14 protein-coding genes and 1 tRNA gene are annotated in these 16,469 nt (G+C 38.0%); 6 read left to right on the forward strand and 9 right to left on the reverse strand.

What is annotated here, in order from left to right; all coding sequences use genetic code 11:
• Positions 1-10 precede the first annotated feature (10 nt).
• Together CRO54_RS12590 and CRO54_RS12595 are read left to right on the forward strand one after the other, a co-directional pair.
• A complete protein-coding gene (locus tag CRO54_RS12590; protein WP_097132434.1) occupies positions 11-1,141 on the forward strand; it encodes a PepSY-associated TM helix domain-containing protein in 1,131 nt (376 codons plus the stop codon).
• 25 nt (positions 1,142-1,166) lie between these two features.
• Positions 1,167-3,623 carry an outer membrane beta-barrel protein gene (locus CRO54_RS12595; protein WP_097132435.1) on the forward strand — a complete coding sequence of 819 codons (2,457 nt, stop codon included), beginning with the start codon at positions 1,167-1,169 and terminating at the stop codon, positions 3,621-3,623.
• A gap of 257 nt (positions 3,624-3,880) precedes the next feature.
• Here CRO54_RS12595 and CRO54_RS21600 read toward each other — a convergent pair whose 3' ends face one another.
• A complete protein-coding gene (locus CRO54_RS21600; RefSeq protein WP_262710541.1) occupies positions 3,881-4,009 on the reverse strand; it encodes a hypothetical protein in 129 nt (42 codons plus the stop codon).
• Positions 4,010-4,215: 206 nt separating this feature from the next.
• Positions 4,216-4,953 (reverse strand): NUDIX hydrolase, encoded by a 738-nt coding sequence (locus CRO54_RS12600; RefSeq protein WP_097132436.1) that lies wholly within the window; start codon positions 4,951-4,953, stop codon positions 4,216-4,218.
• Positions 4,954-5,135: 182 nt separating this feature from the next.
• Here CRO54_RS12600 and CRO54_RS21490 point away from each other — a divergent pair, with 182 nt between their 5' ends.
• The 3 genes from CRO54_RS21490 to CRO54_RS12610 all read left to right on the forward strand — a co-directional run bounded on the left by CRO54_RS21490 (position 5,136) and on the right by CRO54_RS12610 (position 8,170).
• The gene (locus CRO54_RS21490; protein WP_240775100.1) at positions 5,136-5,837 is read left to right on the forward strand and encodes an MFS transporter; all 702 of its coding nucleotides are present in this window, start codon (positions 5,136-5,138) and stop codon (positions 5,835-5,837) included.
• A 298-nt stretch (positions 5,838-6,135) separates the two neighbouring features.
• Complete coding sequence (locus tag CRO54_RS21495) at positions 6,136-6,480, forward strand: MFS transporter (RefSeq protein ID WP_240775103.1); 345 nt, start codon at positions 6,136-6,138, stop codon at positions 6,478-6,480.
• Between the two features lie 199 nt (positions 6,481-6,679).
• Positions 6,680-8,170: a glycoside hydrolase family 10-like protein gene (locus CRO54_RS12610; RefSeq protein WP_097132437.1), complete on the forward strand. Its 1,491-nt coding sequence runs from the start codon at positions 6,680-6,682 to the stop codon at positions 8,168-8,170.
• Between the two features lie 260 nt (positions 8,171-8,430).
• On the opposite strand, the gene CRO54_RS12615 is transcribed toward CRO54_RS12610, so the two are convergent.
• The 7 genes from CRO54_RS12615 to CRO54_RS12645 form a co-directional block, all read right to left on the reverse strand.
• Positions 8,431-8,976 carry an REP-associated tyrosine transposase gene (locus CRO54_RS12615; RefSeq protein WP_097132438.1) on the reverse strand — a complete coding sequence of 182 codons (546 nt, stop codon included), beginning with the start codon at positions 8,974-8,976 and terminating at the stop codon, positions 8,431-8,433.
• 190 nt (positions 8,977-9,166) lie between these two features.
• Positions 9,167-9,712, reverse strand: a complete 546-nt coding sequence (locus tag CRO54_RS12620) for a hypothetical protein (protein ID WP_097132439.1) — start codon at positions 9,710-9,712, stop codon at positions 9,167-9,169.
• Positions 9,713-9,809: 97 nt separating this feature from the next.
• A complete protein-coding gene (locus CRO54_RS12625; protein WP_097132440.1) occupies positions 9,810-11,429 on the reverse strand; it encodes a M28 family peptidase in 1,620 nt (539 codons plus the stop codon).
• 67 nt (positions 11,430-11,496) lie between these two features.
• A complete protein-coding gene (gene rpiB / locus CRO54_RS12630) occupies positions 11,497-11,934 on the reverse strand; it encodes a ribose 5-phosphate isomerase B (RefSeq protein ID WP_097132441.1) in 438 nt (145 codons plus the stop codon).
• A gap of 110 nt (positions 11,935-12,044) precedes the next feature.
• A complete protein-coding gene (tatC, locus tag CRO54_RS12635; RefSeq protein ID WP_097132442.1) occupies positions 12,045-12,926 on the reverse strand; it encodes a twin-arginine translocase subunit TatC in 882 nt (293 codons plus the stop codon).
• 180 nt (positions 12,927-13,106) lie between these two features.
• Positions 13,107-13,178 (reverse strand) — tRNA-Glu (locus CRO54_RS12640).
• A 274-nt stretch (positions 13,179-13,452) separates the two neighbouring features.
• On the reverse strand, positions 13,453-15,441 hold the full coding sequence (locus CRO54_RS12645; RefSeq protein WP_240775104.1) for a fascin domain-containing protein: 1,989 nt from the start codon (positions 15,439-15,441) through the stop codon (positions 13,453-13,455).
• A 647-nt stretch (positions 15,442-16,088) separates the two neighbouring features.
• Here CRO54_RS12645 and CRO54_RS12650 point away from each other — a divergent pair.
• On the forward strand, positions 16,089-16,469 hold the full coding sequence (locus CRO54_RS12650; RefSeq protein ID WP_097132443.1) for a hypothetical protein: 381 nt from the start codon (positions 16,089-16,091) through the stop codon (positions 16,467-16,469).

Consider the following 16,469-nt stretch of genomic DNA (forward strand, 5'->3'; position numbering starts at 1 on the left):
ATTATTGTTCATGTTGAAACCACTTAAAAAACTAAATGCTTGGTTACACCTTTGGTTAGGATTAGCTTCAGGAATTGTTGTCGTAATTTTAGGGATAACCGGCTGTATCTTAGTTTTTGAGCAGGAATTACGAAGTCTAAGCTCACCTTGGCTGCATGTAGAAAAACCAGCCAAGGGCGCTTACTTACCTCCATCTGCTTTATATCAAGAAGTAAAAAAGGCCTTGCCCGAAAAGGAAATCCGTTCGGTTTGGTACCATGGTCCAGAGCGTACAGCACATTTTAGCCTAAACTCTGATTCGATGGTTTATGTAAACCCATATACCGCCGAAATAGTAGCGATGGTAGATCACGAAGATTTTTTTCATGAGATTGACGAAGGCCATAGGCATTTGTGGTTGCCCCCCGATATCGGTAGACCAATTGTGGGTTGGGCAACTTTTATTTTCTTTATATTACTTGTAACAGGATTGATTTTATGGTGGCCTAAAAACCTAAAAAAGTCTAACGTTGATAAAAGTTTTAAGGTAAAATGGAGTGCTAAATTTAAACGCGTAAACTACGATTTGCATAATGTTCTCGGGTTTTATTCGATGCTTTTGGCATTGTTAATGGCCATTACGGGATTGATCATGAGTTTCTCTTGGTTCAATAAAAGTATGTATCGGCTTACTGGCGGAGATAACAATCAGCCTCAACCTAAAGAAGAGGTTTTTGAACCTTCAAAATTGCCTATGTTGGGTCAAGTGGATAAGGTTTGGCGAAAAGTGCAAGATGAAATTGCCGTAGATAATAAAGATCAGATTATCGTTTCTTTTCCAGATCATGAAGACGATCCAATTTATGCTTGTACCGATATGGTTAACGGACATTGGAGAGATCTGTATTTCAAGCAATCTGATCTGTCTTTTACCAACAGGACAAAAGAACGAACAATGGATTTACCTTTTGCCGACAAGGTAAGAAAGCTGAATTTTACGCTGCATGTTGGTGCTTTTGCAGGTCTTTTTAGTAAAATTATCTATTTCATAGCTAGCTTAATCTGCGCAAGTTTACCTATCACTGGTTTTTACATCTGGTGGGGTAAAAAGAAGAAGTCGGAAAAGAAAAGTTCGAAACCGAAGCTTACAGCGGTGAACTAATCATCTAACAATTAAAAATAATCATATGGAAAGTACGTACGTTGCAGCTCAATTAGCTGTTAAGAAGATCTCTTTGCGAAAAATTTTAGGCTTTGCTTTATGTTTATTCTTCGCCCAAATTGCTTTTGCACAACATAAAGGCAGTGTTTCAGGGGTGGTGAAAGCAACTTCAGGTAAAGGAATAGAATATGCTTCAGTAGCTTTAAAGCAAAGCGATGATAAAATCTTTAAAGGCGTACTTACCGATTCTGTAGGCCGATTTGTTTTTAAGAATGTACCTAACGGAAGCTACAAGCTGGTAGTTTCTAGCATGGGTTATATAAGTTACGCTGCTCCTAGTTTTCAAATTAGCGATACCAAAAATATTCATGAGTTTTCTAAACTTCAACTAGCGGAAGATGCCAAACAACTAGCCACGGTACAGGTTACTGGTCAAAAGAAAGTGATAGAGCAAAGCATGGATAAGATGACTTTAAATGTGGAAAATAGCATTTTAGCCGAAGGAAATACTGCTTTGGAACTATTGGAAAGAGCACCAGGGGTGAAAATAGATAGCGACGGCAAAATTTCCCTAAAAGGAAGAACTGGTGTAACCGTGATGATGAATGGTAAGCTGACTTATTTGAGTGCAGCTGAACTGGCGGTACTGTTAAAAGCACCCAATTCATCTTCTATTTCCAAAATTGAAATCATCAACAGTCCTTCTTCTAAATATGACGCTGCGGGGAATGCTGGAATCATCAATATTGTGATGAAGAAAAACCAAGTAAAAGGTTTAAACGGTTCGGTGAGTGCCAACGGTGGAGCTGGTCGTAACGCCAGATATGGAGGTGGCTTCAACCTAAATTATCGTAGTTCTAACTTCAACGTTTACGGTAATTACAACTATGCTTATCGTGGCGAAACCGAATATCTAGATTTTATCAGGCGTTTTGCAGATGGTCAAATAGCCACTTCAAGAACTTCAACACAACGTACCGAAACCAACGAACCTTTAAATACGCACAATTTCCGTGTAGGGATAGATTATGAAATAGACAGCAATAACGTTATCGGAGTTTTGGTAAATGGGAATTTAGGCAAATATATTCACGATAGTGAAACCAGTAATTTGATTAGAAATAGCCAAGGAACTTTGTTGAATGATATGTTGACCCAAAACTACGACAAACAAAGCTGGGAAAGTTTAACCTATAATTTAAACTATTTACATCGCTTTGCGAAAAAAGGCAGAGAGCTGTCTGCGGATGTAGATTTTGCACCAAATCGTTTCAGCTCGAATCTCAATTTAGACACTTACACTCGTCCAAATGCTGATTTTCCTAATGGAGATTTAGCTAGAAGGCGAGGAACAGTACCCGCGAAAACAGATGTTTATGTCGCTAAAATTGATTATACCGATGTGATAAGCAAGCAGATTAAGCTGGAGACAGGAGCAAAAAGTTCGTTTATCGAGTCTGATAATAATTTGGTGTATCACCAGTTCATCAATAATGCTTGGGAATACGATGCCACCTCGAGCAATCACTTCAGATACAAGGAACAGATTCATGCCGCTTATTTAAACTTAATGGCCGAGTTTGGTAAGACTTCTATACAAGCTGGCTTACGTGGAGAGTACACCAATACCAACGGAAATCAAATGACTACAAATACGGTATTCACTAGAGATTACTTCCAGTTGTTCCCCAATGTGGTGGTGAATCAGAATTTAAATACGAATAACCAAGTTCAGTTGTCTTACAGCCGTAGAATAGAGCGACCAAATTACGGTGCGTTAAATCCTTTCCGTATGTTCAGAGATCCATCTTTATATTACGAAGGAAATCCATATTTGAAACCCGAACTGACGCAAAATATTGTATTTAACCACGTGTTTAAAAGCAGGTATACTACATCATTAAATTACAGTAAAACTAGCGATGTGATTACTTGGGTTACCGGACAAAATGATGCAACAAACACTACGTTCGAAGCGCCTAAAAACTTGCCGAGTTTAATCAATTACGGTGTGAGTTTTACGGCACAAATAGATTATTTTAAATGGTGGTCGGGTACTAATTTTGCCAACGTTTTCCGTAATGAATACGACTTGGCAAACGAACAAAAAAAGCAAACCAGTTTCAATTTAAATACGCAAAACTCTTTTAAAATTACCAAAGGCTTTGGCGCAGAGCTGAATGCTTTTTATAACTCGTCATCTGTTTATGGCATTATTAAAGAACGGGCTTATTGGGCGGTTTCAGCGGCTTTCCAAAAAAGTGTATTGAATGATAAAGGAAGCATCAAATTAGCCATCAACGATATTTTCCAAACGAATAATTATAGGAATGATACCCGCTATCAAAACATTGATATGTACAGCAGAATCTGGATTGATAGCAGAAGGGCAATCCTTTCATTTACCTACAGGTTTGGAAAGCAATTTGAGAGCAGAACACGCAAAACCGGAAGTGAAGATGTCCAGAATAGGATAAAGTAGTTGTTTTATCGCTAGCTAAAATAACCTGTCATTTCGAACGAGAAATGACGAGAATTGAAAATCTACGTAGTAAAATCTAGCAAACTGTATTATAGCAAAGTGTTAGATTTCTCTCTGCGTTCGAAATGACGGCATAAATTTTAAGAGTCTTTGCCAATTAAACTAACTCAACGCTTTTTTATAATTATCTTATCCTAGCTAACAGCCCCTGAAATAAATTCAGGGTGACGTTGAACGGAGGCTCCGTCATGCTGAATTTATTTTACTTCGTAGCTTTCCGTTTTGCTACAGGTTAGCATCAGTTTTAAAGTAAGTCCATCATTTCCACTGAAGCGCAGCGAAATGGAGAACTGAAAAGCGTAGCTAAATCTTAATGTGTTATACATTGGTACAAAGATTTAGCTTTTATTTCCCTACTACTGCTAAAAATGGATTGAGACTTACGAAGTTTCAAAAACTTCGTAAGTCTTTCTATAGGCTATCGTCATTTCGAACGAGGAATGAGGAGAAATCTTTGAAAATGCTTTAGATAGTTCAAAGGTTTAGCTTCGCTGATTTTCAGTTCTCCGCTACGGTCGAAATGACGGAAATGCTACCAACTAAATTCGTTCAATGCTTTTTGGTAATTATCCTTATCAAAACTATAAAGTATTGGTGACTTATGTGCACCACCTTTTCTTTCCTTATCTAGCTTTTTCAAAATGTTATAGCGCATAATCCTTCGATAAAAATTACCTCTATTTAACTTGTATCCAAGTACCGCTTCATAGAGCCGTTGCAGCTCGGGCATCGTAAATTCTTCGGGCAAAAGATTATAGCCAATAGGTTTATACCTTATTTGTTCCCTTAAAGTAGCTAATGCATTCTCAATAATGCTTTTGTGGTCCATCACCATTTCAGGCAACTCATCAATAGGCATCCATCTACAATCTTCAGACGAGGCGTCTATCACTGGCGTTACACTTTCATGGTCTACCAAAGCATAATAGCCTATCGTCACGAAACGTTGTTTGTGCCACAAATCATCATCGTATTCCGTAAAATAACCTTCAGAACGATTCAAATCTCCAAACACGTTAAATGCATTTAGAAATATTTTGTCCGCACCACTTCTTTCCTTCAATATCCTTCTTGCTGCATCATCAAGTGCTTCTTTTTTAAGTACATATCCACCTGGTAATATCCAGTTTTCTGCATTATCCTTCAATTTCAATAAAAGCACGTTCAGCTGCTGTTGGTCGAAACCAAAAACGACGCAATCAATAGATAAATGAGGTAAAGCAGTTTCCCAATGCCTTTTACTAGACTCTATTATTTCTTTTATCTGCATCCGGTTAAAGTAATATTTTTTAGTGATTTAAAGCAATAATTTGTTTTTCTAAGACAAACACCTTATTGTTGCTTCTTAATGAAACAATAAGAGTTTCAGTCGACTAGCCAAATACGCCGGTTTCATTCCTTTCCTTATTTCATTCTATTTAAGAATACCAAATACAATAACATTAAATTGTGATGAACACATCGGGGTTTATCACCTGCATAAATGATATTTTGATACCTTATTTGAAAGAACTATTTCAATTCGTAGGATCTCTATTAGTGCAGTTCTGCTTTTTCGGAGCCTATTTTGTAGGTTCATTGATTTACTTCTTGATTTCTTATACTAAAGGCGATCCAATTAATAAAGTAGGTTACAAGAAGGGCATTTTATTCGGAATATTGTTGGCTGCCTTTGGTTGCGTATTGTTTTACCCTGCTGCCACTTATGCTAGCTACCCCTTGTTTTTAACCGCGTTATTTGTGTTGGGTTTAGGTTTTACCGTATTGCAAATTACCGCCAATGCGTATGTTTCTTTATTGTGTTCAGAAGACAGTGCTTCGAGCAGATTGAACCTTACACAAGCTTTCAATGCTTTTGGAACTACCATTGCCCCAATTTTAGGCGGACATCTGATTTTTGAACTGTTCTCCGCTGCAGATGGAAGTTTTAGTGCATCGGCTACTCGTATTCCATATCTTATTTTTGGAGGAATATTGCTGTTGGTGGCTTTGTTAATTGCTTACGTAAAACTACCATCCTTTAAGGCAGAAGATACCGAGCAGGTAAAAGGTTTCGGAGTGTTGAAATTTGCACATTTAAAACTAGGTGTTTTGGCAATGTTCTGTTATGTAGGTGCAGAAGTTGCCATTGGAAGTTTTATCATCAGTTTTTAAAAGAAACCAAAGGGATGGAAGAGTTGGTAAGCAAAAACTACCTTTCCTTATACTGGGGTGGTGCCATGATTGGAAGATTTGTTGGTGCAATTTCGCTGAACCATACCTTAAGTCAGGCAAAAAAAAATGGTTTACATGTTGGCTACAAGTGCAGCCGTGTTCTTGTTAATTTTCAGCATTGTCAACTTAAGCTTTGCCGAAATCAGTTTCTTTCTAGTTTTATCGCAATGAATCTTTTGCTTTCCTGATTGGGAAGTCTGCGCCAGCTAGAACTTTAGCTATATTTTCATCGGTAAATATGTTGCTGTTAGCTTTCGCCATGTTAAGCAGCGGCGATATGGCAGTTTATAGTATTTTAGGAATCGGAATGTTCAATTCCATTATGTTTTCTAACATCTTCACCTTATCCATTGCCAAGTTGGGTAACTACACCAGTCAAGGTTCTTCCCTTTTGGTCATGGCCATTTTGGGAGGTGCCATTATGCCCTTGGTACAAGCGGCTATTGCCGACCAAATAGGTGTGCACCATTCATTTGTACTTCCTTTACTTTGTTATATTTATATTTATATTTTGTATTTCGGTATGTATTGTTCCAAAAAGCTCAAGAATATTGAACAAACTAGTGTACAAGCTGGTCACTAATTTTAACGCCCTGAACTAAATTCGGGGCTTTTTCATGTGGTCGTCATTGCGAGGTTACGAAGCAATCTCAATTTGAGAAAACTGCTTTGCTTAAAATCACTCTATAAAAGATTAGCACCGCAACTGAATGAAGTGTTTTGCGGATGTTTGCGGTTTTTTGAGAATTTATCTTTAATATTGAGATAAAAATCAACTAACCATGCTCAAAAAAATACTCTTTGTTTTGCTTATTGGCGTGTCTTCACAACTGAAAGCTCAAATTAACAATGGCCCAAAAATACAACGCGAATTTAGGGCGGCTTGGGTTGCCAGTGTGGCGAATATCAATTGGCCGAGCAAGCCAGGTTTAACTACACAGCAACAGCAGGATGAAGCCATTGCTTTGTTGGATATGTTACAGAAAAATAACTTCAATGCGGTAATTTTTCAGATTAGGCCACAGGCAGATGCCTTTTACAAAAGCAATATCGAACCTTGGTCGTACTTTCTAACAGGGGTGCAAGGGCAAGCTCCAAATCCGTATTACGATCCTTTGGAATTTTGGGTAAATGCAGCTCACGAGCGTGGAATGGAGTTGCATGTTTGGCTTAATCCATATCGTGCACATCACGTTTCTGGTGGTGCGGTCAGTGATTTTTCAGTAGTTAAAAAACATCCCGATTTAGTGGTGAAATTAAAGCAAGGCTATTGGTGGTTTGATCCGTCAAAGAAAGGAACACAAGATTTAGCTTCTTCAGTAGTGAAAGACATTGTAAAACGCTATGATATTGATGGAGTGCATTTCGACGATTATTTCTATCCTTACGCAGAGTATAATGGTGGTGCCGATTTTCCCGATAATGAGAGCTATGCGGCTTATCAAAAAAGTGGAGGTAAATTAGCTAGAGGTGATTGGCGTAGAGATCATGTGAACAAGTTCGTAAAACGTATTTACAAAGAAATCAAAGCTGAAAAGAAATATGTGAAATTCGGTATCAGTCCTTTCGGGATTTGGAGACCAGGCTATCCAGAATCAATCCGTGGGATGGATCAGTACGAGAAGCTGTATGCTGATGCTAAGCTATGGCTCAACGAAGGCTGGATAGATTATTTTATGCCCCAGTTGTATTGGCAAATCAACAATATTCCTTTGAGTTTTCCTGTTTTGCTAGGTTGGTGGGAAACCGAAAACACCAAAGCTAGACACTTATGGCCAGGTTTAAATAGCGGCATTGGTGGCGGCGAAAAAAACAGTGATGAAATTATCAATCAAATCATGATTTCGAGAGGCATTACACCAAAATCGCCAGGTGTTGCCCATTGGAGTATTGGCGCTTTAACTAAGCATGAAAGTTTAAGAAATGATTTGCTTGCCGGACCTTATAAGGAAGAGGCTTTAGTGCCGGCTTCTTCGTGGTTGGATAAATCGTTGCCTGCAGGTGTTGCCGTTGCTACAGAAGACCGTAATACTGATTCGTATATCAAATGGACAGCTAAGAAAGAAAAAGAGGTGTTTAAGTATGTGGTTTATACGCAATACGGAGATAGATGGACTTATAGAACTTTAAATGCTAAAAGTAGTTTCTTGCAGGTGCCAAAAGTAATGGAGGTAAATCCAAAAACTAAAGCTACTGCCAAATTGAACGCGGTTAAGGTAACGGTAGTAGATCGAACTGGAAATGAAAGTGAGGGAGAGATTGTAGTTTTATAAAATAAGACGTCATTTCTCCATTATGCTAGTCTGGATTTTCGATCTAGGCTTTGTTTAGCTCGGTTTCACGCTGGTCTGGATTTGTAATCCAGACTTTATTAACTCAGGATTTTTAATTCTGTAAACATCTTATTTAAGACTTTACGTATAAAACATGTATAGCGTTTATAGGGATTTCAAATCCCTAATTATTTGACTAACCGTAATGGCTGGTCTGGATTTGTAATCCAGACCTATTTAACTCAGGATTTGTAATCCTGTTATTCTAAAAAAAACACTTCTAATAATCCCACACCTCCAGCGTAATTGATTGCCGAGCTATAATTGTAATATTGAGGTTCATTTACTAATCCAGATTCTACAGGATTTTCGTGGATATAGTTTAATTTTTGCTCTAAGAAAGCATTAGTTTCTAAGAATATCGGATGATAGCCGTCTTGCCAAAATTTGGCTAATGTTATTTTTGGATTAATACTGCCAAGAAATTTGAACTTGTTTAACATCCATTCTCTACTCTCGTTAATTTTAGAAATTTCAGATACAATTTGTTTCGAGGTGTATTTTTTGAAATCGCGGATGATGTCTGATAAATTTTTGTTTTGCGTTGCACTTACTATTAAATGTAGATGACTGGGCATTAAGCACCATGCATACAAGATTAGACCTTTATGTCTTTGGCAGTAAGAAATACTCTCAATAACTATTTCAGCTAATTCACGACGTGTAAAAACGTCAATCCAATCTACTACTGTAATAGTGATGAAATAAAGCCCTTCTTTGTCAGTTATTTGGTATTTAAAACCCATTAATAAATTTAGCTTTTTTTTGCAGGGATTTCAAATCCCTAGCTATTAGAGTCCGGATTGCAAATCCGGACTAGCGAAGCGCTGATCTTCCAATATCGCTAGTCGGGATTTGTAATCCCGATTTCTTTAACTCAGGATTTTTAATCCTGTATCTAGCAATGTTTTTACTTATAGATAAAATTGATAATTGTTATTGTAAGTTATCAATCTCCTTCATGTAGGCTAAATACGCCTCTTTGTAATTCAAATTTTTGTTTTCAGACTTAGAAATAAACGATAAGAAATCCTCCAAATCCGCTTCCGTAAAACCGAGTCTTCTAAATAGCGCTTGGTCGTTTGGCCAATTTTCTGGATTCACTTTAATGGACGCCATTTGCTTATAAAGCAAAATCCCTTTTCTAAATTCCGTATAGCCGATGTTCTGTTTGAAAGCTTGTACAGCATTAACTAACGTTTTATAGTTAACTATCGAATCTACATTACTTTCGCTAAGTACGGTATAAAGAATTTGAGGCTTTAATATTTCAATATCTACGCTATCTAATGCTACAAACTTTTTCAGTACGTTGATATCCTTCACAAAAAGTGAATCGGTAGATTTTAAGCGTGTTTTTAGAAAGTTCGGCTGTTCTGCAAGTAGTTTGCTATCGGCTGCTGATTGTTGAGCAGATGAAGAAATGCTATTTAAAAATAGTAGAATTGCGAATATGATTTTGAAGCTGTGGCTATTTCTCATTATCTACAAAGGTAAGCTTTAGGTATTTGCTAATTGCACTAAAACAAAAAAATCCCGCTAGCTAAGCCAACGGGATTATATTTTAAGGAACTTGCTGTTAATTTGTTTTTGGTGTTCCGTCTTCGTTTTTATTTACTACCGGACGTTTCTCGCCGTTAGCTAATTCCCAAGCCGTGTAATAAACTAGCTGTGCTCTTTTGGCCAACATTGGGAAGTCGATTTTGCTCACTTCGTCTCCAGGTTGGTGGTAATCTTTGTGTACACCGTTGAAGTAAAAAATTACCGGAATGCCGTGTTTAGCAAAGTTATAGTGGTCAGAACGGTAGTAGAATTGGTTAGGGTCAGTACGGTTATTGTATTTCTCATCCATTACGATATTTACGTAATCTGTATTTGCTTTTTTGCCAATTCTATCTAAATCATCGCTAAGCATGTTAGAACCAATAATGTAAACGAAATTATTATCGCCAGGACGGTTATCGTCACCACGGCCAATCATATCGATATTTAAGTTCGTGATGGTGTTAGCTAAAGGAAAGATAGGGTGGTCTGAATACCACTCAGAACCCCAAAGACCTTTTTCTTCACCTACTACAGTCATGAATAAGATGCTACGTTTAGGGCCTTTGCCTGCTTTTTTAGCTTTAGCAAAAGCTTCTGCCAACATTAAAACGCCAGTAGTTCCAGAACCATCATCATCAGCACCGTTGTTTACTTTGTCGGTAGCATTTGGGTCGTTCACTAAACCAATGTGGTCATAGTGACCAGTAACTACTAATACTTCGTTTTTAAGTTTAGGGTCAGAACCTTCTAAGAAACCTAAAACGTTATCTGCTTTAATATCTTCTTCTATTAATTTAGCAGAAAAAGCAACAGGAGTTTTAATGGTAACGGTAGCTGGTTTTAAAGTTTCAGCAATTTTTTTCTTTACATCAGCTAGGTTAGTGCTAGCACCAGCTAAAATTTGATTAGCTACAGCAGTACCCACAGTAACTACAGGTAAAGCGTTTGCATTTTTCGTAGCATCTTCTCTCTTTAAGCCAGCAGCACCTTCAGTTAAAAATGCTTTTGCAGCGTCAGAAAGGTTATCTACTCTTTCGTTAATGACTAAAACACCCGCAGCTTTATTGTCTGTTAGGTATTTAATTTTTGCTTGCTGACTGCCCACGCTGCTTTGTGCTCTTCTACCTTGCGTTGGGGCAGGTGCTTTTGCGGTTGGGTCGCCAGTGGCGAAAATCAAAACTACTTTACCTGCTACGTTAATGCCAGCATAGTCGTTAAAATCATCTTTGTTTAAGCCATAGCCTGCAAAAATAACTTCATTCGCTTTTACGTTAAAGCCTGCCGCTGGAGTAGTTTGCGCAGTTACATAATAATCTTTTAAGTTTTCTTTAGTTTGAGAACCAATGGTGAGCGAAATGCCTGATAATTTCTTTGCAGAAATACCCACTGGTTGCATATAAGGGTCTTTGTTACCTTTTACAGGGCCAACTAAACCAAAGCTTTGAAATTGCTTTTTGATGTACTCCGCTGCCATCCAAGCACCTTTTTTGCCAGTTTCACGACCTTCGTATTCATCAGAAGCCAATATAGATAAATGCTCGTAAGCCCTTTCTTTATTAACTGGAGCACTAAATTTGATGGCGTTTTTATCTTGCGCCATCGCACCAAAACTTAGCGCTAAAGCTAGTGAGGTGTATACAAACTTTTTATTCATTTTTATAAGTTAGTTAGGTATAAACAGTAAGGTTGGTTGAAATCTAAAATCGTAATTGTAGATTCGGTTAACACGATATTTTATTCACTCTGTTGGCATGTCTGCCACCTTCAAAAGGAGTTTCTAAAAATGCGGTAACCATTTCTTTTGCCAGCTCTGGAGATACAAAACGTGCCGGAATGCAAATTACATTGGCGTTGTTATGTTGTCTCGATAATTTGGCGATATCTGTTAGCCATGTTACGGCAGCTCTAATGCCTTGGTGTTTGTTGGCAGTAATGGCTACACCTTGGGCACTTCCACAAACTAAAACGCCAAAATCAGCTTCGCCTTTTTCTACAGCGCTAGCCACAGGATGTGCAAAATCTGGATAATCAACCGAATCAAGTGAGTGGGTGCCAAAATCGGTTACCTCGTGATCACTTAAAAAGTCTTTTATAAGCTCTTTGTATTCAAAACCTGCGTGGTCTGCCCCAATGGCTATTTTTAATTTACTTGCTGACATATTCAAATTTATATAGAATTATAGAAATGGTTTAGTAAATATTTTGTTGTGTTTATGTTATAGGATATCTTTAACCTATTACTTACAACGTAAAACTTATTACTTAGAACCTATTTCCCGTAAAAAGCTAGCTCTGCTTTCTGTCTTTTCTTTTCGATACGAGCAGAAATAATGATACTCAATTCGTAAAGTAGGAATAGTGGGAAAGCCACAATTAACATAGTATAAGGATCTGCGGTTGGTGTTACTACGGCAGCTACAATTAAAATTAACACAGCGGCATATCTTCTGGTAGAACGCATAAACTTTGGCGTCATAATACCCAGTTTAGATAAAATGTAGATAATTACCGGAAGCTGGAAAATGATGCCTGAACCTAAAGCAAGGGTTAAAACGGTAGATAAATAAGATGAAATGGTGAACGTATTTTCAATACTTGGGTCTACCGTATAATTAATTAGGAAATTGATAGATAATGGGCAAATGATATAGTATCCAAACAATAAACCTAAAGCAAATAATAGAGAAGCGAAAGCTACAAATCCACTGGCCGATTTTCTTTCGGTATCTAATAAAGCTGGTTTAATGAACAGCCAAATTTCAAATAACAGATAAGGAATTCCTAAAATGATACCTGCCATTACGCATGAGTTCATCTGTAAGGTAAACTGTCCCGACATTTCGGTGTTGATGATTTTAGCTTTAATATCGGTTATGCAAAACTCATTGCCAATAGAAGGGAAAGCCTCTACCAATTTACACATCATGCGATAGGTCCAAAAATCAGCGTTCTTTGGCGCCATGATCACATCATGCCAAATAAAATCGGTGAAATAAAAGGCGACCATCACCAATAGCGTAATTACCGCTAAAGCTCTTAGCAAGTGCTTACGGAGGATGTCTAAGTGATCAAAAAAAGACATTTCTGCCTCTAAACTCTTCCCTTTGTTTTTTATCGAATCGATTAAATCTTTGGCTTTATTGTTACTCATTTCAGCTATTTGAAAACAAAAATACCATTCTATTTGATTAGAACGGTATCTCTAAGGTAGAATTTATCTAGTGCAATATAAAAATTAACTTTTAGAGGACTTTCTGGTCGGGACAGATCATTGCGAATCAGCTTTGTGCTAAAATAAAAAACCACTCTACTTATTGTAAAGTGGTTTTCGTAGCCCGTAGGGGAATCGAACCCCTGTTTCCAGAATGAAAATCTGGCGTCCTCACCCCTAGACGAACGGGCCATTCTTTTGGTCGTTTGACCGAATGGTCTGCAAAGGTATAAGTTTATAATTATTTTGTCAATAGTAATTTTAAATAATTGAGCGATTTTAGTGGCAGTTGATTTGTTTAGAAGCCAGCAAAAAGAACGATAGCGGCTGCCTTCTTTCGGGGCATGTTCGATTTAGGCTCGCTAGGCCTGTATTTTTCAACTAATGTGTTGTTTGCCAATAGAGAATAAGTAGCCCAAGGTTTAGGCCTTGGGCTTTAGGATGTTTTTTAAGCTGCTTAATTCAGTTAATTAAGCGTAAAACTCTCCCAGCCACTAATGGTGGTTCGGTTACATTTCATTACCGATTGTCCATTTTCTGAAGAAATATACCTTCCATTATTTCCCCTTAAGGAAATGGTTCCATTTGCGTTAACTATCCAATCGAACTTCTCCCAATCACTAATACTGGTTCGGTTACAGGTAATGCCAGAAGTAGCGCCGTTTTCAGAAGACACATATTTGTTCATACTCATTAGTGCAACTTTTCCACCGCCAGCATCAACTATAGTAAAAGTTTCCCAAGTTGATGCAGAAGTTCGGTTGCACATCATTGGTGTTAGGCCATTTTCTCCAGACGCAAACTGATTGTTGAAGCCTTTGAGCTTAACACTTTGCCCAATTGGAGCCTGCACTTGCAGGTTGCCAAGTTTTAGCCAGCCATTGCTAACGTTGCCAGTTACGGCTAGATGTATACCTGGTTTGTTCGCATCTGTTTTGTCGATAATGGCGACGGCCCAAGTATACGTACCGAGTGGTAAATCTATCGCAGTAGTAGTTAAGCCATATGTTGTGGGCGTATTTTTAATCCATTTGGAAGGATCGCTATTCTCATCTATAAAAAGTTTCTTTACAGCTCCCGAAGCATCTAGTAAGGCGAAGGCTACCTTGTATTTGTAATTCCATTGCGGAATATTGTTAGGTAGGTAACCCCAGCCCATGTTTTTCCAGCGATGGCTAAGTGTAGCTGTTGAGCCGGTGGCGATGGTGTTAGGTAAAGAAACCTGATCGGGATATAAACGATAACCTCCTTCTGCATGAAAACGTTGCACTAAATTAAAGCTATTTTGGAACCAAGATATGGTTTCTCCAACACGTAAATCCATCATATTTACTGCGGCCAATTCCGAAGCATTAAATTCACCTAGCCTTACATCTTCTGGGTATCCCTCTCTATAGGCATTGCTGGGATCAATCCAGTAGCGGTGTGTACCAGTCGTAATCCATCCACCTTCCATCAGGATAGGTCGTTTATGTTTCCATGCTGCAGCAAAGTTCTTTTCCCAACTTTGGTAATAGCCAGTCATGCCAAAAGCATCATGACGCAGACTGTAGCCTTTATTGATGGCGCTTTCTAGCAAAGCAACACTGTTAGCGTTTGCAGCGCCCCAACTTGCTGGGTGTCCGATTAAACGGTGATAGTTGATGACCAAAGGTACTTTAGTGAATTTCTGGGTGTATAAATCGGTAATCCAGTTTAATACCTGTAATTTAAGCGTCTCGGTATTGCTGCCAGTCGAAGTAGTCGGATTTTCATAGATGGTATTATGCGCTTCGCCCCATTTACCTAATCCATAAGCATCAATAAAGGATGTTTTCTTAGGGTCGTTGAAATCTTTGGCCAATTCTGTAATAAATTTGGCGTAGTACTGCTTAAAAATAGGGTCTTGCGGATAAGGTGTTCTGCGGTCGGGGAAAGATGCGTTTTCAAGATAGTAAGTAGCGCCAGCATCGAATACAAATTGTGGTGTGTTTAGGCGTTGATCGCGTCCATCTACTACGATACGAAAAGCGATGGGCATGCCTCGTTCTTCCGCTCCCCTAATCAATTTGCCTAGTGCGGAGTTTGGGTCTCGCCAAGCATAAACTCCATCGCTTGGATTGAGTTTGGCCCAGCTGGTACGTACGTAGCAAGCCGAAGCATGGTCTAGTGCTTTAACTTGACCTACGCCAGGTACGTTATACATTTTGTCCCACCAAACGGGATCATCAGCACCAGCATATAATACCCATCCATTTAGTGGGTTACGTAATACTGCGGTACTGTTATAGGTAGGGCTAATGGTTACATTGTTTGCAGCATTAGGGGTGATGTTCGCATTGGCAATTGAATTGTTGTCAATTTCATGCACTAATGGAAGAGTCTCTTCATTCACTTTGGAGCAAGAAAAGAAATAAAGACAAAAGATTGCAATCAAAGCGATTTTACCCGCTTTCATACAGTTTAGTTTTCTCATGATTTGGTTAAATATTTGGTTAAAAATTCTAATGAATTCGTTTGAATATTGCCAAAAAAGAAATATGCGGATCGAGCTAAAAATCCATATCAACTTTGTTTAAATTGAAATGGCCGGTTAATATTTGGTTTACAGGTTGGTCTCCTTTGGTTAAGATAAAGCTACGTACAAAGGGAGGTGGGGAGGGTTCGCTCTCGTTCAGAAATGGTTCAATTTTGTACAGGAAATAGCAGAGGGATTTCTTTGTTTCTCTGTAGTGGAAATTTGGATTAGGCTATCGTATGAGATAGTTGGATGTTAGATTGGAATGGGTTTAAAACAAAAAAGCTACCTCGTTTGAAGTAGCTTTTCGTAGCCCGTAGGGGGATCGAACCTAGTGGGTAAACATCTTTTTATCAGTATCTTATGAGCGGTGGTTTTTGGGACTCAACGAGTTCTCCACTGCTGTTATGTACGTTTTAACCGTAATTGCTTATTGATACAAATATAGCAGAAAGGATGTGATTTACAAATCTTAATTGAAATAATAACTAATGTAAAATTAGTCTAAACAATGTAAAAATCTATGTGTTTTAATTTAAAAATTCCCAATCATTGGGAATTTTAATATGAAGCTATTATCTTTGTTTATAACAATGGATATGTAGATGATTACACTTAGCAATACATTAAATAACAAAGGAATTATCCAAGAGTTTCTTGATGAAACCAAAAAGAGAATTAATGACGGTGTGGAAATAACCTTTTCTAGAAAAGCAAACGACGAATTATCTGAGTTAGCTATAGATCATAACATTAGTGCAGACGATATCGAGCAAGCCATGTTAAATTTAACTATAGATAATTACTACAGGGGTGTTGATCCATCTACTAATGCAGATTTTAGTGTATGTGCTTTTTCTACAGTTGTAGGGGACGATAATTTGGAGATATATTTAAAGTATGGCCTTCACGTTACAGGCGTGCAAATCTATGTTTTTTCAAACCATATTCCCGAATTCCCAATGGCAAAACCTTTTAATAACTAA

It is taken from the genome of Pedobacter xixiisoli, assembly GCF_900215335.1.
GTDB lineage: Bacteria > Bacteroidota > Bacteroidia > Sphingobacteriales > Sphingobacteriaceae > Pedobacter > Pedobacter xixiisoli.